We start from the raw sequence: 25,126 nt of genomic DNA on the forward strand, positions 1-25,126 counted from the left end.
AAAGCAAATACCACATAGACTCCAAATCCCTCCACATAGGCAAAAGCTCTTGCCAGAGGGAGTAAAATAGTGTTTAATAAAGTTGTACAAGAAGTGATCACAATTTTGTATAAAATGTAAGGAGAGAAATTTATGAAAGTAGAACTACAGATTAGTGAGACTTATAAGGAGGAAAAGCTGATTGTCCAAGCTCCTCAGCCGACCGAAAAAGTCCAGAAAGTCATCGAGTTCGCTGAAAATCTTGACCAAAAAGAAACAATCAAAGGAAAGATTGATGATCAGGTCTATCTAGTTGAAATTGGCAAGATTCAGCGCTTCTATATAGAGAATCGAAAGGTTCTAGCAGAAACTGCCAGTCAGACCTACAGCATTGATTTGCGGCTCTATCAGGTTCTTGAAATTCTGCCGACCACTTTTATCCAAATTTCCCAATCTGAAATCGTCAATATCGACTCCATCTCTCATCTCAGGCTCACGCCCAACGGTCTGGTTGAAATTTTCTTGAAAAACGAAAGTTTCACCTACTCTTCACGCCGTTACCTAAAAACCATCAAGGAGAAATTAGAACTATGAAAAAACAAATCTTTCACGATGCAGCCGCTGGTGTACTTATCGGCCTCATCCTCTCTATCCTCTTTTCACTCATTTATGCACCAAGTACCTACGCCCCACTAAGCCCCGAGTCTCTTATCGGCCAAGCGATGGCTCAACATCAGGTTCACGGTGCCCTAGTCTTGCTCTACTGCATGGTCATCTGGTCAGCTATCGGCGTTCTCTTTAGCTTTGGCAGCCGATTATTCAGCCGTGACTGGAGCCTGCTCCGTGCAACACTTTCCCACTTCTTCCTCATGCTGGCTGGCTTTGTCCCACTAGCAACTATGGCTGGTTGGTTCCCTTTCCACTGGACCTTCTATCTCCAGCTCATTCCAGAGTTTGCGATCGTCTACCTCATCATCTGGGTTATTCTCTATAAAAGAGAAGCAAAAAAAGTGGACCACATCAATCAACTCTTGGCCCATAAAAAGTAATAGAGAGAAATCCCACTCACAAAGGCGAGAGTGGGATTCTTTTTATAACTTTTGTTTAAGCTCAACTAAGACATTCATAGCCTGCATAGGTGTCATATTGTATACATCCAGTTCTGCTAATTCTGCTAGGATAGGATGCTCTTCAGGCGCGTCAAAGAGTGACATCTGCTCTGTAACAGCACTTGTTTGTCTCATCGGAGCTGGACTTTCTGTACCCTGACTCTCTAACTGAGCCAAAATCTTATCTGCCCTTGCTAAAAGTTCTGCCGGTAAACCAGCAATCTTAGCAACGTGGATACCATAGGATTTGTCAGCTGGTCCTGGTTCGATCTTGTGAAGGAAGGTGACCTGCCCATCCTGCTCCAAGGTTGCCACGTGGACATTGACCAAGTGTTCCAAACTGGACTCCAGACTAGTCAACTCATGATAGTGGGTCGCAAAGAGGGTTTTGGCTCCGATATGTTCATGAATGTATTCGATGATGGACTGGGCAAGAGCCATCCCGTCATAAGTTGCAGTTCCGCGTCCCAATTCATCAAAGAGAATCAAGGAATTCTTGGTCGCATGCGAAATGGCATTGTTGGCCTCCATCATCTCCACCATAAAGGTTGATTGACCTGAAACCAAGTCATCTGCTGCTCCGATACGGGTAAAGATAGCATCGAAGATAGGCAAATGGGCACTCTCTGCCGGCACATACGAGCCTAGCTGGGCCATAACCGCCATCATGGCTAGTTGGCGCATATAGGTGGACTTCCCGCTCATGTTGGGTCCCGTGATCAGTTGAATGCTGGTATCTTCTGACATCTGGATACTGTTTGGAATGTAGGTCTGCGCTCCCATGACCTTTTCAACGACAGCATGGCGCCCTTTCTGGATATCAATTTGTGAATCGTCTCCAAACTCAGGTCGAATCAAATGCTGTGTTTCAGCCACAACTGCGAGACTTTGCAAGACATCAACCGTCGCAATTCCTTGGGCTAAAGCCTGCAAACGCTGGATGTACTTGCTGACTTCCTCACGGATACGCATAAAGATTTCATATTCTAGGTTGGCTGACTTCTCACGCGCCTCCAGCATATCTCCCTCGATACGGGCTAATTCTTCGGTACCAAAGCGTTCTGAGTTTTTCAGCGTCGCCTTTCGGAAAAAGTGGGCTGGCACATTTCCCAGTTGCGAATTGGTCACATGGAAGTAGTAGCCATCCTTTTTATTGTAGTCAATCTTGAGCGTGCTGATGCCAGAGTTTTCTCGCTCCTTAGCCTCAATCTCAGCAATCCAGCTAGTCCCTTCTCTGAGCACACGACGGTATTTATCCAAGGTCTCATCAAATCCCGTACGGATAATGCCACCTTCCGTAATCACATGAGGAGCTTCAGGGGCTATCGCTGCGCTAATCAAACTCTCTAACTCTGGAATGGCATCCAACTGTGCGATGAGATAAGCTAAAGCAGGCTGCTCCATTCCCTCTAAAATCGCTCGAATCCGTGGCACACTAGATAAGGTAGTCGCCAGTTGCAAGAGATCCTTGGGATTGGTCTTGCCAAAAGAAACCCGACTAGCCAAGCGTTCGATGTCATAAACACCCTTGAGACTGTCTGTCAAATCACTGCGCTCAAAGAAGTGGTCAAGAAAGACCTGCACCACCTCTTGACGTTGGACGATTCGCTCCTTGTCAATCAAAGGACGATGGATCCAAGAACGCAAGAGTCGCATACCCATAGCTGTTTTGGTTTCATCCAAAAGCCAGAAAAGACTGCCTTGCTTCTTGCCGGAACGAGCATTCTCAACCAAATCCAGACTAGCCTTTGTCGCATAGTCCATCTGTAAGAAATCTTTGATTTCATAGCGGATAACTGGTTTGAGATGATTCAATTCCCGCATCTGGGTACGGTGAACATACTGGAGGAGCTTACTAGCTGCTGCTTGCTCCACAGCTGCCAGTCGTTGATCCAGTAAATGAATATCCTCAAAGCCTTCCTTCTCATAGGAAAGCACCAAATTCATCTGACGGCTGAGGATTTGTTCTTCTTCCTCAGACAAATCATAACCCAGCACCACTTCACGAGCCTTGAGGTTACGGATTTCCCCACAAACCAGCGTGAAATCCAATAAACCTGTCACATAAAAGTCACCCGTCACCAGATCCATATATGCCAGACCAAACTGATTGCCATCACGATCTATGGCAACCAAGAAATTGTTCTGACTATCGGGCTTACTACTATCAACCACTGTACCGGGGGTGATGACCTGAACCACCTCTCGCTTGACAACCCCAACCGCTTGTTTAGGGTCTTCCATCTGCTCGGCAATAGCCACCTTATAGCCCTGCTCAATCAAAACATCGATATACTGCTGGGCAGAATGATAGGGAACACCAGCCATGGGTATCGGATTTTCTGCATTTTTATTACGACTGGTCAGTGAAATCTCTAAAATCTGCGCCGCATTGACCGCATCTTCATAAAACAGCTCATAAAAATCACCCATCCGAAAGAGCAAAAAAGCATCTGGATATTGCTTTTTAATATCCACATACTGCTGCATACCAGGTGATAGTTTTTCTGTCGTCATATTGGCTCTCTCCTTGTCAAAAATAAGGCTTGGGAACAAGTCCCAAAACCCTATTCATCCTTCATCAAATCTAGCAAACGCTCTTCCATGAGCTTGGCAACATGCTGGTCTCGACAAATAACCAGTAAGGTATTGGCACCAGCAACCGTCCCTAAAATCGCCTCGTCCTTATTTTCATCAACAATATTTGCTAACACGGCCGCTTCTCCCAGCTTGGTATGAAGTACCAAAGTAAACTCTGCTCTCGCAACCCCTTCTAGATGATGCGACAAAAACTCTACCAAATCAATCTTTTCTGTTTCATTCGCTAGCACATAATACACCATACCATTTTTCTTAACCTTGATCAAGCCGATCTCGCGCAGGTCGCGAGACAAGGTCGTTTGCGTCACAAAGACATTCCGAACTTCTAGGCGATCTTGGATATCCTTTTGTGTAGCTAGTTTTTCCTCAGTGATCATCTTTTTAATCAACTGGTGCCGTTCTTTTTTTCTCATATCAACCTCTTACATGAATATTTATAACCGATTTCGGGTTTATTTTTAGATATAATTATACCAAAAAAACTGAATAATTCAAAAAAATCTTTCTTCTTTCACTAAATTTATGATAAAATAGAATAAAAGTCCAAAAGGAGCCTACTTATGAGTACAAAAAAACTGATTGCTAGTGAATTGGCTAGCGTCATTGATAGCCTAGATCAAGAGGCTATTTTAAATTTACTAGAACAACCAAAAAACTCTGACATGGGAGATATCGCTTTCCCTGCTTTCTCACTTGCAAAAGTCGAACGCAAGGCACCTCAAATGATTGCTGCTGAAATCGCTGAAAAAATCAACAGCCAAGCCTTTGAAAAAGTTGTTGCAACTGGCCCTTACGTCAACTTCTTCCTTGATAAATCTGCCATTTCTGGAGCAGTTATCAAAGAGATCATCGAAAAAGGATCTGACTACGCTCAACAAACGGAAGGCAAAGAGCAAAATATCACGATTGACCTATCAAGTCCAAACATCGCAAAACCTTTCTCAGTAGGTCACTTACGTTCAACTGTTATCGGAGATGCTCTTTCTAATATCTTTAAGAAAATGGGCTACAACACTATTAAAATCAACCACCTTGGAGACTGGGGTAAACAGTTTGGCCTTCTCATGGTTGCCTATAAAAAATGGGGAAGTAAGGAAGCCGTCGAAGCTAATCCGATTGACGAATTGTTGAAATTGTACGTTCGCATCAATGCTGAAATCGAAAATGACCCAGTTCTTGATGAGGAAGGACGTCTTTGGTTTAAAAAATTGGAAGACGGCGATCCAGAAGCAACTCAACTCTGGCAATGGTTCCGTGACGAAAGTTTGGTTGAGTTCAACCGCATTTACAAACTGTTGAACGTTGAATTTGACAGCTTAAACGGGGAGGCCTTCTATAATGACAAGATGGACGAAGCCGTGCAAATCCTTGAAGAAAAAGGCTTGCTAGAAGAATCACGCGGCGCTAGCATTGTCAACCTAGATGATGTCGAACTGCCACCTGCTATGATTAAAAAATCTGACGGTGCAACCCTCTACATTACACGTGATATTGCGACAGCTATCTACCGTGCACGTACTTACAATTTTGTTAAGAATATCTATGCGGTTGGTCAAGAGCAGTCTAACCACTTTAAACAGTTAAAAGCCGTCTTGAAAAAAATGGGATTTGACTGGAGCGATGATATGATTCACGTAGACTTCGGTTTGGTAACCAAGAATCGTCAAAAGCTCTCTACTCGTAAAGGAAATATCATCCTGCTCGAACCTACTCTTCAAGAAGCTATCAGCCGTGCCAAAGCACAAATCGAAGCGAAAAATCCTGACCTCGAAAACAAGGAACAGGTTGCCCAAGCTGTCGGAGTGGGAGCTGTTAAATTCTACGACCTCAAAACGGACCGCAGAAATGGTTACGACTTTGACCTTGAAGCTATGGTTTCCTTTGAAGGAGAGACTGGTCCATACATCCAATACGCTTACGCTCGTATTCAGTCTCTACTTAGAAAAGCAGACTTCCAACCAAATGCTCAAGCAAGTTACAGTCTAAATGATGCTGAAAGCTGGGAAATTATCAAACTTCTCCAAGACTTTGCCCGTGTCATCAAACGCGCATCTGTTAACTATGATCCATCGCTCATTGCCAAGTATGCAATCAGCTTGGCTCAAGCTTTCAATAAATACTATGCCCACACTCGTATTCTGGATGAAAGCCCAGAGCGCGACAGCCGTCTAGCCCTCAGCTACGCAACAGCTGTTGTTCTCAAAGAAGCCCTTCGTTTGCTTGGAGTAGAAGCTCCAGAGAAGATGTGATTCAGTACTAACAATTGGAACTAAAGTTCCTAATTGTTAGACGCTAGCCGCTTAGTATGCGGACTAGCTAACTGCTTCACTAGTATTGTAATAGAAATAACATCGATTTCTATTACAATACGTCGTAACTATGGCGAATTGCCTAAACGCTTTACTAATTCACCAAACCAAATAAAATCGATTTGATTTGGTTCATGTCGTAATCTTTAAATCACTTAATTGAAAAGCGAAAATTTCTTTCGCTTTTCTTATGTCATCAACTTTTTTATCAAACCAGGAGAAATTTTATGAGCCAGTATGCTTATATCTTAGTTCTTATCAGTCTTGTCGTTCTTTTTCTCATCAATAAATACGAAAAAGAAAAACTTCAACAACTCCTTCAGGAACAGCTTCTGAAGGACGAAGTTTTCAAAACAGACATACGCGAAAGGATCCAAACAACGGAAAATATCAATGATGTGATTGACTACATCAATAAAGGGTACCGTTTGGGACTCCTGCTTTCTAAGGAAATCACTGAGCAATTGAAATAAGGGAATCCGAGAAGTTTTTTTCTCGGTTTTTTTACTCCCATCAATACCATTTCCTTGTGATAATCATATCTTTCATATGATTTTTCTGAAATTTTCTAAATTTTTCAAAAATTCTCTTGCATTTTTCATAAGTTTCTTGTAGAATAGTAGCTACCTATTCAGATTATTCTGAAAATTCAAAAATAGGAGGTTTTTATGTCACAAGTTACTTCATCACACCAATCTACCTGGACAAGCAAGCTAAAAGCAATGGGACCTGGGATCCTAATGGCTTCCGCTGCAGTCGGAGGTTCTCACATCGTATCCTCCACTCAAGCCGGTGGTTCTTATGGATGGTCGCTGCTTCTCTTGGTCATCTTAGCCAATGTTTTTAAATATCCATTTTTCCGTTTTGGTGCCGAATATACTGCCGACACTGGTAAAACCTTGGTCGAAGGTTATGCCGAAAAAGGGAAACTCTATCTCTGGATTTTCTTTATCCTAAATGTCTTTTCTGCTATGGTCAATACAGCTGGAGTCGCTATCCTTTGCTCAGCCATCATCGCTAGCGCCTTTCCAATGATTGGTCTTAGCATCACTCAATGGTCCCTTATCCTTGTTGCGGTCATTTGGGCTATGTTGCTCTTTGGGGGCTACAAACTATTGGACGGTATGGCAAAATGGATCATGTCTGCCTTGACTATTGCAACTGTTCTTGCCGTCATCATTGCTGCCGTTAAACACCCAGAATACAGCTCTGATTTTATCGAGAAAACACCTTGGCAAATGGCAGCCCTACCCTTTATCGTTTCCCTTCTAGGCTGGATGCCTGCCCCTATTGAAATCTCAGCTATCAACTCACTTTGGTCAGCCGAAAAGAAAAAGACCGTCAACTTTAATACAGAGGATGCTCTTTTCGACTTTAACGTTGGTTACATTGGAACGGCTATTCTAGCTGTATTCTTTGTAGCACTAGGAGCACTCATTCAGTATCCTACAGGTCAAGCAGTTGAAGCTGCTTCTGCCAAATACATCTCGCAATTTGTGGGTATGTATGCCTCTGTTCTTGGGGAATGGTCTCGATATTTGATTACCTTCATCGCTTTCCTCTGTATCTTTGGGACAGTCATTACTGTCATCGATGGCTATTCACGTGTCAACCAGGCCTCCCTTCAACTCTTGGCAAATCAAAAAGAGGATAATCGTAAATCTTTGAACATCTGGATGACCATCACAGCTATCATTGGTATCGTCATCATCAAGTTCTTTGCTGGTCAAGTTTCAACCATGCTCCGCTTTGCCATGATTGGATCTTTTCTTACAACACCATTCTTTGCCCTTTTGAACTATGTGTTGGTGACAGGTGAAAATAAAAATCTTCCTTCTTGGCTAAAACTCCTCGCTATCGCAGGATTGATTTTCCTCTTTGGATTTGCCATCTTCTTTATCTATGCACTTGCCATCGGAAAAGCAGGTTAGTTCACAAAGTATCACCCTCGTCTGGGTGCTTTTTTCTGCATTCAAAAGGCAGTTGAGAAAATCCAACTGCCTACTTGAACGATTCTAACTTTCTGAATCCAATCCATACAAATCCGCAATAATCGCTGCGACCTTTTTAATATCTCCCAGCATACCACGCATTTCAAAGTCTGCTAGGACCGGGAAACCAAAGCGCTGGCTATACTGCTTGGCTGTCAGGCAGTATTGATTGTTAAAATTGCGATTACCAGATCCCACTACACCAAAACACTTACTGGCATTGTCCCCATAGGCGATAAAATCACCCACTGGAGTCGTTAAAATCTCAACATCGCCGTTATCGACACCATTTCCACCTTCTAGATAAGTTGGTAAGAAGGCGACATAAGGGTGATCCATATCAAAGAATTCTTGACCTTCCTTGACCAGATCCTTGATATGAATCTTTTGGACCTCAATCCCTTCGTACTGAGACAAGAGATAGTCCTTAAGTCGAGTTACAAAACTCTCTGTATTCCCGCTCAAACTGATATACACTAAGGATATTTTTTTCATGTTAACCTCGATTTTTATGTTTACGATATAAAAAGAACTAACAAGATTGTAACTTGATAGTTCCCTTTTGTCAACTCTTATGCGAGTTCTTCTGTTTCGACTTCCTCAGTCAAGTCCTTTTGTTGACGCCACATCTTGTAAAAGACAATGGCAAGGAAGAGGACATTGATAACAACAAATAAAATCGTTGTTCCCTTTCCAAGGACTTCTGTTCCTAGTCGCAAAGTTTCATCACGGATGGCTTGTACAGCATCTTGCATACCCATGTAAGTATAAATCGAACCAACAATGGCAAGCAAAACATAAGCAATGTAAGCATAATTTGCATATTGCAAATTATTACGAACCAAGAGCACAATACCTGTGACTACTAAAATCGCAGATAAAATAATCAAAACGATGTTAACAGTCGAATGCGATAATTCAGCTGTCTTATGTAGATAATTAATCGTATCCTCCAGTTGCTGGGCGCTAGCACCTTGAATTTGAGCTTGACTGGCACCTAGTGTTTCTTTACTAGGAACTGGACTTAGTATTCCAAACAAAGACATAGCTGAAATCAATGCTGATAGGACTAATAGAACCCAAAGATAAATTGGTTTCTTTTTCATAATTTTTCCTCCTTAAGGTATTTTGGACATTATAGCATTTTTTGCACGTAAATACAAGTTTTACAGGGAACTTTCGACTTGTTTGCGGTAAGCTTTTGGTGATTTTCCGCACAATTTACGGAAAACCTTGTAGAAATATCCAACATTGCTGTAACCAACAGCATAGCAAACATCTTCAATACTATCATTGGTTGAAAGCAAGAGCTGTTGCGCCGCCTTGATGCGCTGTTTGTTGAGCAGTTCTGCGAAGGTTGAGTTGGTTTCTCGCTTGATCAGCTGACCGAGATAGACAGGATTAATAAAGAGATCCTTGCTGATATCCTTAAGTGAGAGCTCTTTCTGATAATCACGCCCAATCACCTCCAGAACACTCACCACATTTTCATTCATGCGGTACTGGCCAAAGAACTTGGTCAAGGTTTCTTTGATATAGGCAACCAATTCTTCAAAGGTGTTAATGGCATGGATAGCTTTGACAATCTCGGTCATATCATCCGCTTTTAAGTGCTCAAACAAGTGGAAGACATCCATGACAAACTGGGTGAAGAGCTGTTTGGTGATAGCCACGCGCGGTGTGTTCTCTAAGACAACCTTCTCCAGCAGGGTTAATTCTTCGATGATTTGATTGATATTTCCTTGGATAATCACGCGATAAATCGGTTCATAATAAGCAAATAGACTCTCGGATTTTTCTAGATTGACAGAACCGTAAAAGAGAGCTTTTTCTGCGTTGATCTTCCATTTTTCAAAGGCTTGTTGGTAGGGCGCTACAAAAGGCGTCACTACGATTCCATCTAGTGGTTGATCAGAGATAAAAATCTGCCAGTCTTGACCTAAAACATAGTAAGGAATAGTGAAGGAGCCCTGCTTTTCCTTGGAAAGACCTATCCACCAGTTGTCTTTACCTGCTAAGAAGTTGACAAAGCCTTCTTCATCCAATTCTTGGCTGAGAGTCTGGCTCTGCTCCACTTTTTCCTGAAGTTGGCTCGCAATTTTTTCTAATAAATGACTCAACTCAACCTTATCCACTGGCTTCACCAGATAATCCACGACACTCAGGTTCATTGCTTTCTTGACATAGTCAAATTCCTGATAACCTGACAGCAAGATATAATAGGTATCTGGAAGCAGCTCCTTCATTTCCTTAATCATCTCAAGCCCTGTCTTATCTGGCATATTGACATCGGAAATGATCACATCTACTGGATTTTCCTTGACATAGTCTAAAGCATCATCAGCATGATTGGCTGTTGCGACGACTTGCATATCCCATTTTTCAAAGGGGATTAATCGCTTGAGCCCCTCTGTCACCATATACTCGTCGTCTACTAATAAAACTTTATACATTTCCCTTCCTTTCTATTCATTTTGAATAGTAATACGGTAACGAACACCTTCTTGCTCAGCTGACTCGACACTGATTTGGTAGCGATCCCCAAAATAGAGAACAAAGCGTTCGTGTACATTGACTATTCCAATTGATTGTCGCTCTCCGCTATAGCTTGCCTCGTGCTCAAAACTTCTCTGAGTTAGTTTTTCTTGCAAGCTAGCTAGTTTCTCAGCAGTCATCCCGCGACCATTGTCTACCACTAGGATTTCAACAAAACCTTGGCCCTTCAAGACCTTGATGCTGATGACATTATCTGTTCGACGGTGGTCAATACCGTGGGCAAAGTAGTTTTCGACCAATGGTTGGAGCGTAAACTTGGGAATCTTCATATTTTCTAATTCGGGTGCGATCTTAAAACCATAGGCAACTGACTTTGGATAACGTACCATACAGAGATAGCTGTATTTGCGACAAAATTCTAATTCTTGCTTCAGCGTCGTTTCCCGCTCATCGGAGATATTATTGCGTAGTAAACTGCTAAATTCATAGATAATATCCGCCAGTTCATCTTGGCTTTCCATGACGGCATACATGCGCAGAAACTCTAAGGTATTGTACATAAAGTGAGGATTGATTTGAGCTTGTAAGGCCCGCATATTGGCATCTTTCTGACTGAGCTCTAGCTGATAGATATCATGGATATTTTTTTCCAGACGATCCAACATATCATTAGTGGTTTCTGCAATGAGCAGCAATTCTTGATCTTTTTCAGAAGTATCGATCCGAAGTCCCTCTTCTCCTTGGGCAATAACCTCGATAGACTCTACCAAGTCCACAACCTGCTTTTGGTAATTGGAGAAGGTCTGCCTCAAGGTCACATATAAAATAATAATAAAGAGACCACTCAAACCAACAATGACAGCGGAACTAGTTAAAGTCCCAGTAAGAACAAAATCCTTAGGAACTGCTGATTGGACTTGATAGCCATGTGATGTCAAACCAACAATCCAATTTTCGCGTTCAGCTACTACATTTTCCCCTATATGAAACAATTCAGTATCAAAAGGGGAGGTGATCGTCACGGCCACAGGAATCAGACCGCGAGTATTATCAATTGCTTGGTAAAGTACATCCTGCGATAAAGAAATGTAGATAACACCTAGAGACTGATCGGAGTTAGGATCAAGTACTGGTATGGCAAAACTATTGGCTGCTGGTTTGAAATTTTCTGCTGGAATTTTCTCCCCGCTACGTTTCTCTCTAGTAGAAACGTAGACTTCCTTGTAGTCTTGCAAAACAATTGCAACACCTGTCACAAAGTCATTTCTTACATACAAATCATCAATGTTTTCATACAAGGATACTGAGACATAGGGAGACGCTTTACGTTGCAACAGCCAGTAAAAATAATCCGATGTACTCAGACTAAAATACTTGTAAATCCCTTCAATCCGTGCTCGATTTTCAACCAGTTCCTGCGCTAGCTGAGTCGACTCCCTGTGGTAATATTCAATCTCACTCACTGTTCGAGTCGTTACACGTTGAGCTACTCGCTGGGCTTCTTTTTCACGGGAACTCCAGTCAGCATAGGAGAGCATGACCGCAAAACTTGCAATGATCACAATCATCACCAAGGTATAGATGCGCAAGAGCGAGTGGAGCCAGAACGGCTTCATTTTATTTTGTCGCCAATTTTTCATGGATACTTTCATATACAGGTTCCAACATATCACTGATAAAGAAATGCCACATCCCAATTCCTACGAAGGAAAGCAAGGCGGGCATATAGTAACCAATTCCTACAAGCATGACCGTACCAAATAAAACCTTGGCAATTGCCGGCAAATTCATAAAAATTCCGATAAGAGCGAGTTTTACAGTATTTCGATAAGAGAGCTCATAGTGAACTTGGAGTTTCAATGAAACGGTATAAGCCAAAAAAACAAAGGCAACAACAAGGATATTGAGAAAGGTTGCCAAGAGATGGAAGATAGTCTGATGAGGCAATTGAACCAAAAGGTACAAACCATAGACTAAGACTAGATCTACAAGTACAAAACTATAGAAAGCTAGGTTACTCTTGACAAAGCTACTCTTATACAATTCCCAAGCTTCTTTCAAACTATAAGCTCGATAAGTATAACCGTGCTCCGCATATAAACTAATAAGAGTTGCACTAGCTGGTGCCAAACCAAAGACCACACCTCCTGCTAGTGTTAATAACCAGAAAAAAGCCGTCGCAATCATTCCTAAAAAGAAACGATTAAAGACGAATTCTAGAAACTTTCCCATAATATCCTCCTTAAAACAACTATGTGACTATTATATCATATTTCAAACGTTTTCAAAAACATAGAGCTCCCATTTACAATCCTCTAAAAGCGTGATACAATTGATTTTGACAGTTTTATATAAGGAGATTCTCATGAAGAAAAATATCTTAACTACCCTCTTAGCCGTCGTCCTCTACTTCCTCTGTCTAGGAATCGGAGTAGTACTTGGACACTTGGTCGATTCAACGGGCAATATGTTCTACGCGCCTGCCTTTTCTGCCCTTGTCGGTGGCAGTGTCTACATGCTTCTTTTGGCAAAGGTTCCTCGTTTTGGAGCGATTACCACTCTCGGACTCTTTATGGCTCTCTTTTTTCTAGCTAGTAAACACGGCGCTGGCGCTTTTCTACCAGGACTCGCCTGTGGTCTTGCAGCAGATGCTATCGCTCGCCTCGGCAACTATCAGGATAAGATTAAAAATCTTCTCTCCTTCCTCGTCTTTGCTTTTAGTACAAGTGGCCCTATCTTCCTCATGTGGATCCGTCCCAAAGCTTACGTGGCTACCTTACTCGCGCGTGGAAAATCCCAAGAATACATTGACCGTATCATGGTCGCTCCAGAGTGGGACAAAATCCTTCTCTTTGTTTCAAGCATCCTCCTTTGTGCCTTAATTGGTGCCTTGCTTGGGCAAGCTATTCGTAAAAAGTTTGCACACAAAATCTAATCACTAAAAAAGAGCTCTTCGGCTCTTTTTATTTATGACTTAATTTCTTGGTCAAGAAATCTCCTAAGAACTGGATCGTGAAGATAATCAAGATGATAATGATGGTTGCTAAAACTGTCACATCGTGATTGAAACGGTTAAATCCATAGGCAATGGCTACATTACCAATACCGCCAGCTCCGACCGCACCGGCCATAGCTGTTTCCCCAACAAGGGAAATCAAGGTCACAGTCGTCACACGAATCAAATCTGGAAGACCTTCGGATAGGTAAACACCCACGATGTCCCAGAATGTCGCTCCACTAGCCTGCGCCGCCTCAATGACACCGCCATCCAGCTCAGCCAAGACAACCTGCACCTGACGGGCAAAGAAGGCAAAGACTGCAAAAGAAAGTGGCACAAGGGCTGCATTTGGCCCAATACTAGTCTTGACAATCAAGTGAGAAAGTGGAGACAAGATCGCCAAGAGGATGATGAAAGGAACCGCACGGAAAATAGAGGTAATCTTGTCTAAAATCCAGAAGACAACCTTATTTTCCAAGACACCACCTGGCGCTGTCAAGACAAGGAAGAGACCTGCCACTAGCCCCAAGAACCCTCCAATGATGAAGGAAAGAACCGTCATATAAAGAGTTAGATAGATAGCCGTTCCCCAGCCAGCTTGACCAGCCCAGCCCATCTTGTAGACATTTGGTAAGTAAGTTTGAATAAACTCTGTCATCTTACTGTCCTCCCTTCAATACTTTTAACTGCACACCAGCCTGACGGATAGCCTCTTGAGCACCTGCTAGCGCTGCTTTTTCTCCTGACAAGACCACAACCAATTCTCCAACGGGAGTGCCATCGAGAATTTCGATATTCCCATAGAGGATATTGGCCGTTACTTGGTAACGCTTGTACAATTCATTCAAAAGTGGTTCGTCTGTCGAAGCCCCTGCATACTTGAGCTGCACTAAAATACTGTTCTCAGATAAATGTTCTACGATTTCTTGCTTCTCAATCTTAACCATGGCTTCATCAATACCTGTCGCAGTTGAGATAAAGTCCTGAGTCAAAGGTTGTTTAGGGTCTGAGAAGATTTCAAGGACACTGCCCTCTTCAATCAAATGCCCATCCTGCATAACTGCCACACGGTTGGCAATATCTTTGACAATCTGCATTTCATGCGTAATCAAGACAACAGTCAAGCCTAATTTTTGGTTCAAATCTTGCAATAAGGCCAAAATCTGCTTGGTTGTCTTAGGATCAAGGGCAGAAGTTGACTCGTCTGAAATCAAGATTTTTGGATCATTGGCCAAGGCACGCGCAATGGCCACACGCTGTTTTTGCCCTCCTGATAGCTGTGAAGGGTAGTTTTCAGCACGATCTGCCAAACCAACCAAGTCCAACAACTTGGCTACTTTGGCTTTCTTTTCTTCCTTGCTGAGTCCAGAGTGTTTGAGGGCAAAGGCTACATTTTCCTCTGCTGTCTTTTGACTCATCAGGTTGAAATGCTGGAAAATCATTCCAATGTCTTGACGCTTACGACGCAACTGCTCGGCCGTCAAGGTCACTTTGCCATCAAAAATGACGTCGTTATCAATGGTAATTTTCCCAGCAGATGGTTTTTGCAAGAGGTTAATCACCCGTACAAGGGTTGATTTCCCTGCTCCAGAATATCCAACGATTCCGTAGATATCCCCTTCTTGAATGTGAATAGTCACATCCTTGACCGCTGTGATGGTTCTCTTCTTCTGGTGAAAAGTCACATCAATCTGATCTAACTTGATAATATCTCTACTCATAGCTTCTAATCAGCTCCTCTACTAATTCAATATGGGTGTAGTAATCGGCGATTCGCACGTTTTCATCTCCACCGTGGTCTCGGCTATTGGCATTTCCTAGACCGAAAGCCACCATTGGCACTTCCAGGGCGTCAAAGACCGTATGCATCGGTCCTGTTCCCGCTGTTGTTGGCAAGACTGATACGCCCTGTGGATAGAATTTCTTGGCCAACTCGATCACATTGAGAATGGCTGGCGCACTCATATCGCTTCGATAGCTCATCTCTCCCAAGGTATAGTATAATTCTACCTTATCAAAGCCATTTTTGTCTAGCTGTTTCCGAATTTTTTCCAGAACATCATGCGGTTCTAGGCCAGGAACCAAACGAACCTCTAGCTTAGCACTAGCTTCTGCTGGCAAAATCGTTTTAACCCCTTGCCCTTGATAACCTGACTGAATCCCTTCGATATTAAGGGCTGGCTCGAAAAAGAAACGTTTTAGAAAGGCTGCGCGGTCCTCTTGTAAGAGAGGCAATTCCAAGCCATAAATGCGACTAATTTCCTCAGGATTGCGTTGGGCATAGGTATCTACCAAGGCTAGTTCTCGTTCATTTGGCTCTTGAACATCCTCGTACAAGCCTTCTACTAGGATTCGGCCATCTGCTGCACGTAGACTACTTAAGGCCTGGATAAGATACCATGGAGCTGATTCCACGACACCACCATAACTCGAGTGGATATCCACATCCGCACTTTTCACCTTAGCATCAAAGGTCACAATCCCCTTGTTTCCGCCAGAGATTTCCAGCTGTTCCAAGGCGTTCTTGGTCCCTTGTTCCCAGACTAGCAAGTCCGCCCCACGCAGTTTGTCTGCGTGTTTCTCTAAATACTTATCTAGATCCATGGAAGCAGATTCCTCTGCCCCTTCCATGATAAAGCTGATATTGACAGGCAGGTCATCATGGTGCTGCATATACTTTCTCAAAGCACTCAAACGAGCTGTGATGTGGCCTTTGTCGTCGTCAACCCCACGTCCATACATAAAGCCATTTCGCACAGAAAGGGTAAAAGGATCCTCTGTCCACAACTGGTCGCCATCCGCTGGCACGGTGTCATAGTGATTATAGAAGATCAAGGTCTTGGCATCTGGACGCGAACTCTTGAAATGCGCCATGACAAAGGGAGCCGTGTAAGTCTCATCAATCTCCACTTCAGCCCCAACACGTTTGAAAATCTCACCCAGATAGTTTGCGACTTCCTTGAGTCCAACCTGCTGAGCAAAGACTGATTTCTTGGAAATCAAGGTACGCAAAACTTCAAAATAATGCTGGGCCACATGATCCTTTTCAAATTTTTCAATCTGCTCTTGTTCGCTAGGAAAAACCATTTTCTCTCTCTTTCTACTACGTACTTGCGTCCTTGGAACGACTGCAAGTGCTTCTTTAAAATCAACTCTCTATACAAAAGCAAGAGGTGGAAACTCTCTCCCACCTCCCTGTGTCTTATTACCAAACTGGTTGGTCCAAACCGTCTGATGTTTCTTCGATAACTTTTTTCACTTCATCAGTGTGGTAAGCTGCAATAATTTTCTTGATGGCATCCGCTTTAGGTGATGACTCCCAATCTTTTTTCGCAACGATGATGTTGTACCATTGTTTTGAGTTTTCGTCAGCTTGTTCTTTGAAGAGTGCTTTCTTGTAGTCCAATTTTGCTTCTGTAACGAAGGTATTGTTTACGACGGCAGCGTCAACTGATGACAATGAACGAGCGGTTTGGCTAGCGTCCAATTCAGTGATTTTCAAATTCTTTGGATTTTCTTTGATGTTTGCGATAGTAGCAAGTTCAGTTCCAGAAACGTCCAATTTAATCAAACCAGCTGATTGAAGCAAGTAAAGCGCGCGGCTTTCGTTTGTTGCATCGTTTGGTACAGCAATTTCACCCTTATCTGGGATTTCTTCCACCTTCGTGTACTTGTTTTCTTCTCCATTTTTACCTGAGTAAAGGCGGATTGGTGAGATGTAGGTATCTGCAATCGCTACAAGGTCTTTCCCGTTTTCTTTGTTCCAGTTGTTCAAGAAGTTGTAGTGTTGGAAGGCATTCAAGTCTACTTCGCCATCAGCAGTTGCCTTGTTTGGTTGAGAGTAGTCAGTGAACTCTGTGAATTCCAATTTAATACCATCTTTTTTAACCAATTCTTGGATTTTATCCCAACGTTTTTCTTCAGAACCACTGCGGTTAACTGTTGCGATTTTAACAACTGTTTCATTGTCCGCTTTCTTTTCTGAATTTCCGCAAGCTGCAAGAGCCAAACCTGCGACTGTAGCGATAGCTACTACACCGAGCCATTTTTTGATTTTCATGATTCCATCTCCTTTAAAAATAATACTGTAATAGTATCTCATACTTTATTTGATTTCGCAAATTGTTATTAGATAGGCAGACATATAGTTTAAAACTATATGTCTAAAAATTAGAAAATCATCCGCCTTTCTCAGACTGAATGATTTCATAAGACTATTTAATGTCAGCTTCTGCTGGAAGGTAAGTGTCTCCGAAGAATTGTTTAGACAATTTTTCAAGAGTTCCATCTTTGTAGAGTTCTTGGATACGTTTGTCTACAAATGATTTCAACTCATCTTGACCTTTAGCAAGAAGTGGGTATACGTAAGGTTGTTGGTCGCTTGGAAGCTCAATCACTTTCAAGTTGTCCAAACCTTGGTTTTTGATAACTGTTTCAACACCGATTTTATCAAAAATCTTGTAGTCAAATTGACCATCGCTCAAACGAGACATGATTTGTTGGAAATCAGCCTTGGTGTAGTTAAGAACCGTTGGGTTGTCTGCGTGTTGTTTGTTATAGTCTTCCAGTTGTTTAGCTGTTGTTGTTCCTTGAACGACTTCAGTAGATTTTCCACCAATATCATCGAGAGACTTAATACTGTTGTCGTCCTTCTTCACAACGAGAACGTTAGGGTTTTTAGCAGTTGGAGCTGCGTAAAGGTATTTTTCAGCACGTTCTTTGGTATAGCTGATGTTGTTCACAGCCATTTGGTAGCGATCAGCGTCAAGACCTGCAAAGACACCTGACCACTCTGTCTTCTCAAACTTAACATCGTACTTGTCAGAGTCTTTAAAGATAGCACGGACTACTTCAATCTCATAACCAGTCAACTCGCCATTTTCTTCGTAGTTAAATGGTTTTGGTGAAGCGTTGGTCGCTACGACAATTTCCTTCTTAGCAGATGTTGCTGCTTCGCTAGATGCGCTATCTTTCTTATCTCCACCTGAGCAAGCTGCTAGTACACCTGCGGCAACAAGTCCTAGAGCAGCAAGAGATGAATATTTGACGATTTTTTTCATGTCATTTCCTCCAAAATAGAATACTGTACTATCTTAACAGAAAAAAATTTTTTTCGCCATTATATGATACCTATCTCGGTGATAGGTTTTTTTTATGGCTGACTAAAAGACCAGACGCAAGACTGCAATCAGGACTACTCCAAAAAGAACCGTACCCACTAGATTGCGGTAGCGGAAGGCTACCAATGCCGTTGGAAAGACTGCTAAAAAGTCCAGCCATTTGATTTGGGGAAGGCTCCCAACCTTGCCGGTCACTACGCTTGAAAGGATCAAGGCAAAGATAATGGAAACAGGTAAGAACTTCAAAAACTGCTCAACGATAGCTGGCAACCCCTTGTACTTAACCAAGATGAAAGGAATCATACGGGGAATCCAAGTCACCAATCCAGAAAAGACGATTGCCATTAATATATACTTACTGACCATCTAAGACCACCCCCATGGTACAACCTAGCAAGGTCGCAAACAGAACAGCTAGCGACTGAGTCACCACCGTCAAGAGCAAAAAGAAAGACACCGCAACAACTGCTAGGATCAGCAGCAGATTGCGGACAGGGACCCGTCTTTGCATAATCTGAAATTGCGAAGTAAAAATCCCGATAAACATCCCAACAAGGGCAAAGTCTAATCCAAAGACCTCAGGATTTGGAAGAAGGGCACCTAAAGCTGTCCCCGCAACTGTCCCAATAAACCAGGCTACATAACTATTGAGATTGTTCCCGTGCATCCACATGGGATGAACCTTATCTGTATGGGCTAATTCTCCCATCAAAACCCCATAGGTCTCATCTGTCAGGAGACTGGACATACCGATATTTTGCCAGAGACTAGTATGACGGAAATAAGTCGACGCATGCAAGCTCAGCAAAAAGAGTCGCAAGTTGATCAAAAAGACCGTCATAGCAATAGCTGCTACAGGCGCTTGTACTGCAATCAATGCCAACATGGCAAACTGGGCGCTCCCAGCATAAACAAAGAAGCTCATCAAGCCCATCTCAACAGGTGTCACATAAGGTGCACCGATAATCCCGCAAGCCAGACCAATGCTGACATAGCCAAGGGCAGTCGGCATGGCAGCCTGTACACCTTCCCAAAATCCTTTTTCTTTCATCTTTCTCCTCTTATTCTCTTCGATTGAGGCTGTTCAAGGTCACAGCCACAGCAAGGACTATTATAACACATTAAAAGAAGAGAAAAAAGTTTAGAGTTTGAAACTAGTAGCTAGCAAAAAATGCTGAAATCCCATGAGTGTTATTAATGCATCCTAAACTGATCCACCCGAATAGTATACTTTTTATCTTCAATTTCTTTAGCATCTTCATCTTCTGTCGGATAAACATCGATCCAAAATTCTCTCCTTTGTCCTTTCAACTTGACTTTATAGCGATAGCCGTCATCGTATAGTCCTACCGTCTCGGTAGTTACAGATTGAACATTTGGAAGAGCTTCAATTTCTTTTTTTATAGTCTGGGATAGATTGTTGAGCACTACATATTGCTCCCCTTTTGAAGCTACAGGAATATGAACTGTCGCTTTTTCCAAGCGATGTGATTTTGAAAATGTGAATCTTGCTCGACCTGTATAACCATTCAAAGCAATATTTTCGTAATCATAGAAAAGACGCCCTGTTTTATAGAAATAAGGGTCTTCAGCACGCCAAGTATCGCGATAGGCCATTTCTGTTTCCTCCTCCACTTCGCTAGCCTCTCCAAATACTTCTTCAAAGGATTTAGGAGACATGCCGAATGAAAGGGATTCAAACAAGACCAGTTGTGTCTTTTTGATATTCTGGCAAGCTGATAAAAGCATGAGTAAAGCTCCAAGAGCAAGCAGACTACTGATTATTTTTGTAAATTTCATATTTCTACTATACTAAAAAACTCTCAGACTGACAAACTTTGATAGAATCGGATTCCGTGATTGATTTTAAAAATGCTTCTTTTTGTTTTAAATTGAGCAAGAGTCAGTAACAAACCGTCATAATAAGAAAAAGACTGGGCAGCCAGCCTTATCTATGTGATGTAAAAAATTCTGCCAATCCTAATACCCAAACACCAATAAACTCACGATAATTAAAAAGCTATTCCACAAGATGTGGAGTGCCATTGACCAATAAATTGAACGTGTATAACGAAAGAGCATACAGAGTAGCAGACCTGCTCCTGCATAAATGATGAAGTCTGTTATCACCCATCCATATTGCAAAACATGGATAAGACTGAATAGAGTCGAGGAGACAATTATGTCAACATAGTATTTTTTAAATTTAGTTAGGGATGTCATCAGAAGCCCCCGAAAAACCAACTCTTCAACTATAGGAGCAATGAGACTACCGTATAAAATGCGCGTTATAAAGTAACTAATTCCTGTCAAATTAGCTGCTTCTTTCACTATTGCACTCCCATTTTGCGTGCTGGGAAAGATCCGAGTCGTTATATTTACCCACAAAAACATCAATAGAAAGGAAAGAAAGAAGATACCCAGATAGGACCAACGAAACTCGAATCGACCGTACTCTTTCCAACGTTGACTCTTTACAAGAACCACAGTAGCAACAATTCCCTCAATTACTATCAATAAAATTTGAATCCCATAAAATCCCAAATCAGATAACTGGCTCACTGAGTCTAATTTTGCTACAAGATTAAAAATCAAGTAATAGGACACAAGCACCAAAATGGTCCCTAGATAAAATTTCGTTTCTTTCCCTTTCATAGTTGATCCTTTTAAGTTTTATTTACGTCTTCTTTCAGCCAAACCTGCCCAGAGTCCTTTCATCCAATCAAAAGCTCCGTAAGGGCTTGGTCCAATACCTCCGCCTCCCCAAATCGGTAAAGCAATTCCACCACCATTGCCTGGGTTAACCACAAGGCTTCCTCCGTAAACTGCCTCTAACTCCACTTCTGTTAGTTCCATTGTTTCTGCAAATTGTAAATTCAACATCATTTACACTCCTTCAATTATGTTATTTGTAAACCACTTCTGCGACCTAGGATTTGCTTCAAATGTCTTACAAGAACAGTGTAACACGAAAATTGGCTTATTTTAGAAAATCGCATATTTGATATTTTTTCTCATGGAAATTTCACATTTGCGATTTTGATTGATTTGATTATTTCACTGATATAATATAGTTACCATTATGTAGGAGGACATGAAATGAAGAAACAAATCATAGCATTATTGACAATCGTTGCTGATATTATTATCATTTCCCATCTTTAGCTAATCGATAAGTTCTTTATATTGCTGTAAGCGTAGTTCAAAAAGGGCTGTTAATTGTGGATTTTCTAATATTTGCAGAGATTGGATAAAGTGTTCAATCTCTTTTTGATTGCTTCCCTTAGTTTGAAGGAAAACACTCATCTTCTTTAAAAATTGCCACAATAATTTCTCAAAAACATCATACGGACGAAGCATGCTCTCCAACTCGGACTCAAAGATTGGGATGTAAGAGAAAAGCTTACGCTCTATGAGCTCTGATATGATATTCAGATAGCCACTTTTCATATACAGTCTATTGTGTGCCAATTCTTTAAATTCCTTGGATTTTTCGAGTAAGGAGGTTGATAAAAAGATCAGATCTTGATTACTCAAGAAGGGCATGGTATTGCAAAAAAGATAGAGTTCAAACCAGGTCCAAGACTCGATAGCATAGAGGTAGCTAGTCAAAAACTCGCTATCCTCCTCTTCTAGCAGATAGTTTTTATCCAGAGAATGGATAGCGTTTTTAATCACAATAGCATTCAAACGACGATAGGTCTGCGCTATCTGTTCCTGCTCGACCTTCTCTAATAGTTGCTCTAAACCCGCTATATCTTGATGGGCAAAGCGATCCACAACCTTTCGACCAAATCGCATATGGGGAGATTCTTGGTAGTTATTAAGCTTGTGCCCAAACTCATCAAAGGTCACATTTATCCCTTGGATAGCTAGGATCAGCTTATCCGCAGACAGCATAGACTGTCCTAGTTCAAACTTGGATAGCTGGGATGCTGTCAGTCCATCACAAGCTACATCTGACTGCTTGAGTTTTCGCGCCAAGCGTAATTCCTTGTAAAATTCTCCCAATTCCTGTTTTTCAATCATGGCTAAACTCCCTTTTAAAGATTCCCTTTACTATTCTATTCGTAAAAAATTTTACTTTTTTTATCATATTATAAAATATTTTAGCAAAAAAGCCAGCTCAAAGCTGACTCTTTATTCTATGGTATCAAAAGCGAGACTCGGTTTGGCATTGAGATCCAAGCCTGCAAAGTTTTCTTTGTTCCACTCGCTGACGCTGGCATAGGCAATCATGCCTGCATTGTCTCCACATAGGCGCAGAGGAGGGATAATGACCTTGACATCTGTGATTTCAGCTGCCAAGCGTTCTCTGAGACCTTTATTGGCAGCCACGCCACCGGCCACGACTAGGGTTTTAACAGGATATTTCTCCAAAGCTTTCTTGGTTTTGGCCATAAGAATATCCATGACTGCTGCTTGGAAGGATGCACACAAATCCTCTGTAGACAGGCTTTCTCCCTTTTGCTCAGCATTATGATGGAGATTGATAAAGGCAGACTTCAAACCTGAGAATGAAAACTCTAGATTGTCCTCCTTAATCATGGCACGAGGGAAATCATAAATATCCTGCCCCTGATGAGCCAACTCATCAATCTCGCGACCTGCAGGATAGGTCAAGCCCATGACACGACCGACCTTGTCATAAGCCTCCCCAACCGCATCATCTCGTGTCTCCCCAACAATCTTGTAATCGCCAGCCTCAGAAACATAGACCAACTCTGTGTGGCCACCGCTGACCAAGAGGGCCAACAAAGGAAACTCCAAAGGCTCCACACTCTGAGCCGCCATGAGGTGGCCAGCCATGTGGTTAACGGGGATAAGTGGTAGACCATGCGCCCAAGCAAAGGCCTTGGCAGCTGACAAACCAACTAGCAGAGCTCCAACCAATCCAGGTCCATAGGTAACCGCAACAGCTGTAACGTCCTCTTCGGTAATTCCTGCTTCTACTAGAGCCTCCTCGATACAGGCTGTAATGATCTCGACATGGTGACGACTGGCAACTTCTGGCACCACGCCCCCAAAGCGTTTGTGACTCTCAATTTGACTAGCAATGACATTGGACAAGAGCTGGTCGTCGTTTTTTAAGACGGCAACACTGGTCTCATCACAAGATGTTTCAAATGCTAAAATATATCTATCCTTCATCTATTTCTCTCTTCATGATGATGGCGTCCTCGACTGGGTCATGGTAATAGGACTTTCGCTCAGCGATGACCGCCATCTTTTCTTTCTTGTAAAATGCTTGCGCTCGATGATTTGACTTTCTGACTTCAAGGAAAATTTCCTTATCTGTCGGCAATGTTGCAAACAAGGCTGATGCAATTCCATGACCCTGATAGGCTCCTTTGACAGCGATTTGCAGGATTTCTGCCTCAAAGAGATTCTCCTGAACGGCTAGAAAGCCAATCACTTCTGTCCCATCATAAGCCAGAGCATACCAAGTTTGGTCTTGGGACAGGTCTGCTTGGATTTGTTCCAGCGTCCAAGGACTGACTGGGTAAACATCTGCCATGACAGCGTAGATGGCTTGAGCCAGGTCAGGTTGCTGTTGGATTCGTTTGATTTCTATCATAGGCGTTTAATGTAAGACTCACCAGACTCGGTATGGTTCTTGAGCCAGTTTTCCTCAGCTTCTACACGCTTGAGATAGTTTGGTACAAAATCGTGCAAGGAGTCTGCTTTCTTGTCCCATGCCCAAAGAGCTAGATTAGCTGCATTTGGCAAGGTTTCCTGGTAACTAGCTTGTGGTAGCTGTTCTTGGATCTGCTCCACAAAGGGGCCAACTTCTCCGACAAAGGTTACCTGTTCAGCATTCTTGACCTGCTCTAGCACTTCCGCAAAGGACAGGTGTGCTTCTTGCATGACAGGTTTGGCATTTTCATAAAATCCTGCGTAAACATTGTTGCGACGTGCATCCATCAGGGGAACAAATAAGCCTTCTTGTTGGCGCGGTACCAGAGCCAAGAGGCTAGACATGCCAACTAACTCAATGTTCAGGGTATGAGCCAAGGTCTTGGCAGTTGCTACCGCGATTCGCAAACCTGTGTAGCTACCTGGTCCTTCAGCTACCACGATTCGATCCAAATCCTTGGGTGTCCAATCCAAACTTGCCATCAAAAAATCGATGGCTGGCATGAGGGTAATACTGTGATTCTTCTTGATATTAATCGTCATCTCGGCAAGAACCTGCTTGTCCTCTAAAATGGCTAGAGAAAGAGCCTTGCTGGACGTATCAAAAGCTAATACTTTCATAACACATTCCTATCTTTTTGTCTGTTTACTATTATACTACAAAAGCCAGCGCATGGGAATTTTCTTTATTTCCAAACAAAAGTGCCTGCCACTTAAACAAAGAGGAAGGCACAAAAATTTTAAAAAAGTTGTAGATTTTTCTATCTTTTCCGAATAGAAAAGTAACCAAGGCAATTGAAAGGTCCTTCATAGGAAGTTTAGATAAGTCATATATGCTTCAACTCGGTTTTCGATGCGAGAAATCATCATCGTAACAATAAAGAGC

Annotated in this window: 27 protein-coding genes; 6 read left to right on the forward strand and 21 right to left on the reverse strand. The window is 42.3% G+C overall.

The features are described 5' to 3' along the window. The first annotated feature begins 132 nt into the window (after positions 1-132). Together GOM48_RS09065 and GOM48_RS09070 are read left to right on the forward strand one after the other, a co-directional pair. A complete protein-coding gene (locus tag GOM48_RS09065; protein WP_235097418.1) occupies positions 133-573 on the forward strand; it encodes a LytTR family DNA-binding domain-containing protein in 441 nt (146 codons plus the stop codon). Next, a complete protein-coding gene (locus tag GOM48_RS09070) occupies positions 570-1,028 on the forward strand; it encodes a DUF3021 domain-containing protein (protein WP_235097420.1) in 459 nt (152 codons plus the stop codon). The genes GOM48_RS09065 and GOM48_RS09070 overlap by 4 nt, the downstream gene beginning before the upstream one ends. Before the next feature lie 42 nt (positions 1,029-1,070). Here GOM48_RS09070 and mutS read toward each other — a convergent pair whose 3' ends face one another. Together mutS and argR are read right to left on the reverse strand one after the other, a co-directional pair. Then, complete coding sequence (mutS, locus tag GOM48_RS09075; protein ID WP_235097422.1) at positions 1,071-3,605, reverse strand: DNA mismatch repair protein MutS; 2,535 nt, start codon at positions 3,603-3,605, stop codon at positions 1,071-1,073. A gap of 50 nt (positions 3,606-3,655) precedes the next feature. Then, entirely contained in the window at positions 3,656-4,102 is a 447-nt protein-coding gene (argR, locus tag GOM48_RS09080) for an arginine repressor (RefSeq protein ID WP_061418468.1), read from the reverse strand. 147 nt (positions 4,103-4,249) lie between these two features. Here argR and argS point away from each other — a divergent pair, with 147 nt between their 5' ends. The 3 genes from argS (at position 4,250) to GOM48_RS09095 (ending at position 7,929) form a co-directional block, all read left to right on the forward strand. Continuing rightward, entirely contained in the window at positions 4,250-5,938 is a 1,689-nt protein-coding gene (gene argS / locus GOM48_RS09085) for an arginine--tRNA ligase (RefSeq protein WP_235097425.1), read from the forward strand. A gap of 287 nt (positions 5,939-6,225) precedes the next feature. Beyond that, on the forward strand, positions 6,226-6,471 hold the full coding sequence (locus tag GOM48_RS09090; RefSeq protein ID WP_132972795.1) for a MarR family transcriptional regulator: 246 nt from the start codon (positions 6,226-6,228) through the stop codon (positions 6,469-6,471). A gap of 195 nt (positions 6,472-6,666) precedes the next feature. Further along, a complete protein-coding gene (locus tag GOM48_RS09095) occupies positions 6,667-7,929 on the forward strand; it encodes an NRAMP family divalent metal transporter (RefSeq protein ID WP_235097426.1) in 1,263 nt (420 codons plus the stop codon). 84 nt (positions 7,930-8,013) lie between these two features. On the opposite strand, the gene nrdI is transcribed toward GOM48_RS09095, so the two are convergent. The 5 genes from nrdI to GOM48_RS09120 all read right to left on the reverse strand — a co-directional run bounded on the left by nrdI (position 8,014) and on the right by GOM48_RS09120 (position 12,717). Next, complete coding sequence (gene nrdI, locus GOM48_RS09100) at positions 8,014-8,484, reverse strand: class Ib ribonucleoside-diphosphate reductase assembly flavoprotein NrdI (protein WP_235097428.1); 471 nt, start codon at positions 8,482-8,484, stop codon at positions 8,014-8,016. A 77-nt stretch (positions 8,485-8,561) separates the two neighbouring features. Next, positions 8,562-9,095, reverse strand: a complete 534-nt coding sequence (locus tag GOM48_RS09105; RefSeq protein ID WP_235097430.1) for an ABC transporter permease — start codon at positions 9,093-9,095, stop codon at positions 8,562-8,564. A 60-nt stretch (positions 9,096-9,155) separates the two neighbouring features. Continuing rightward, positions 9,156-10,442, reverse strand: a complete 1,287-nt coding sequence (locus GOM48_RS09110; RefSeq protein WP_235097432.1) for a response regulator transcription factor — start codon at positions 10,440-10,442, stop codon at positions 9,156-9,158. Positions 10,443-10,454: 12 nt separating this feature from the next. After that, complete coding sequence (locus GOM48_RS09115) at positions 10,455-12,125, reverse strand: sensor histidine kinase (RefSeq protein WP_235097434.1); 1,671 nt, start codon at positions 12,123-12,125, stop codon at positions 10,455-10,457. Beyond that, complete coding sequence (locus GOM48_RS09120) at positions 12,103-12,717, reverse strand: YesL family protein (RefSeq protein WP_235097436.1); 615 nt, start codon at positions 12,715-12,717, stop codon at positions 12,103-12,105. The genes GOM48_RS09115 and GOM48_RS09120 overlap by 23 nt, the downstream gene beginning before the upstream one ends. Positions 12,718-12,850: 133 nt before the next feature. Here GOM48_RS09120 and GOM48_RS09125 point away from each other — a divergent pair, with 133 nt between their 5' ends. Beyond that, entirely contained in the window at positions 12,851-13,420 is a 570-nt protein-coding gene (locus GOM48_RS09125) for an MptD family putative ECF transporter S component (protein WP_235097438.1), read from the forward strand. Positions 13,421-13,448: 28 nt separating this feature from the next. Here GOM48_RS09125 and GOM48_RS09130 read toward each other — a convergent pair whose 3' ends face one another. The 14 genes from GOM48_RS09130 to tsaB all read right to left on the reverse strand — a co-directional run bounded on the left by GOM48_RS09130 (position 13,449) and on the right by tsaB (position 24,861). Further along, positions 13,449-14,141 (reverse strand): methionine ABC transporter permease, encoded by a 693-nt coding sequence (locus tag GOM48_RS09130; protein ID WP_000134267.1) that lies wholly within the window; start codon positions 14,139-14,141, stop codon positions 13,449-13,451. Between the two features lies 1 nt (position 14,142). Further along, positions 14,143-15,204, reverse strand: a complete 1,062-nt coding sequence (locus tag GOM48_RS09135) for a methionine ABC transporter ATP-binding protein (RefSeq protein WP_213988594.1) — start codon at positions 15,202-15,204, stop codon at positions 14,143-14,145. Next, on the reverse strand, positions 15,197-16,570 hold the full coding sequence (locus GOM48_RS09140) for a M20 family metallopeptidase (protein ID WP_235097440.1): 1,374 nt from the start codon (positions 16,568-16,570) through the stop codon (positions 15,197-15,199). The genes GOM48_RS09135 and GOM48_RS09140 overlap by 8 nt, the downstream gene beginning before the upstream one ends. Positions 16,571-16,688: 118 nt before the next feature. Next, positions 16,689-17,543: a MetQ/NlpA family ABC transporter substrate-binding protein gene (locus GOM48_RS09145; protein WP_235097443.1), complete on the reverse strand. Its 855-nt coding sequence runs from the start codon at positions 17,541-17,543 to the stop codon at positions 16,689-16,691. Positions 17,544-17,697: 154 nt separating this feature from the next. Continuing rightward, positions 17,698-18,543, reverse strand: a complete 846-nt coding sequence (locus GOM48_RS09150; protein ID WP_235097445.1) for an amino acid ABC transporter substrate-binding protein — start codon at positions 18,541-18,543, stop codon at positions 17,698-17,700. 102 nt (positions 18,544-18,645) lie between these two features. Beyond that, a complete protein-coding gene (locus GOM48_RS09155; protein WP_235097447.1) occupies positions 18,646-18,969 on the reverse strand; it encodes an AzlD domain-containing protein in 324 nt (107 codons plus the stop codon). Further along, the gene (locus tag GOM48_RS09160; protein ID WP_235097449.1) at positions 18,959-19,654 is read right to left on the reverse strand and encodes an AzlC family ABC transporter permease; all 696 of its coding nucleotides are present in this window, start codon (positions 19,652-19,654) and stop codon (positions 18,959-18,961) included. Before GOM48_RS09160 ends, GOM48_RS09155 begins: the two co-directional genes overlap by 11 nt. Before the next feature lie 143 nt (positions 19,655-19,797). Then, entirely contained in the window at positions 19,798-20,403 is a 606-nt protein-coding gene (locus tag GOM48_RS09165) for a hypothetical protein (protein WP_235097451.1), read from the reverse strand. Positions 20,404-20,583: 180 nt separating this feature from the next. After that, a complete protein-coding gene (locus GOM48_RS09170; RefSeq protein WP_235097453.1) occupies positions 20,584-21,258 on the reverse strand; it encodes a CPBP family intramembrane glutamic endopeptidase in 675 nt (224 codons plus the stop codon). An 18-nt stretch (positions 21,259-21,276) separates the two neighbouring features. After that, complete coding sequence (locus GOM48_RS09175; protein WP_235098766.1) at positions 21,277-21,486, reverse strand: hypothetical protein; 210 nt, start codon at positions 21,484-21,486, stop codon at positions 21,277-21,279. Positions 21,487-21,768: 282 nt separating this feature from the next. Next, complete coding sequence (locus GOM48_RS09180) at positions 21,769-22,632, reverse strand: XRE/MutR family transcriptional regulator (RefSeq protein WP_235097456.1); 864 nt, start codon at positions 22,630-22,632, stop codon at positions 21,769-21,771. Positions 22,633-22,743: 111 nt separating this feature from the next. Continuing rightward, positions 22,744-23,754, reverse strand: coding sequence for a tRNA (adenosine(37)-N6)-threonylcarbamoyltransferase complex transferase subunit TsaD (tsaD, locus tag GOM48_RS09185; RefSeq protein WP_235097458.1), 1,011 nt, complete (start codon positions 23,752-23,754; stop codon positions 22,744-22,746). Then, entirely contained in the window at positions 23,744-24,181 is a 438-nt protein-coding gene (rimI, locus tag GOM48_RS09190; RefSeq protein WP_084974582.1) for a ribosomal protein S18-alanine N-acetyltransferase, read from the reverse strand. Before rimI ends, tsaD begins: the two co-directional genes overlap by 11 nt. Beyond that, a complete protein-coding gene (gene tsaB / locus GOM48_RS09195) occupies positions 24,178-24,861 on the reverse strand; it encodes a tRNA (adenosine(37)-N6)-threonylcarbamoyltransferase complex dimerization subunit type 1 TsaB (protein ID WP_235097460.1) in 684 nt (227 codons plus the stop codon). Before tsaB ends, rimI begins: the two co-directional genes overlap by 4 nt. Positions 24,862-25,126: the final 265 nt, after the last annotated feature.

This window comes from Streptococcus oralis (genome assembly GCF_021497885.1).
GTDB classification, from domain to species: Bacteria; Bacillota; Bacilli; order Lactobacillales; family Streptococcaceae; genus Streptococcus; species Streptococcus oralis_BQ.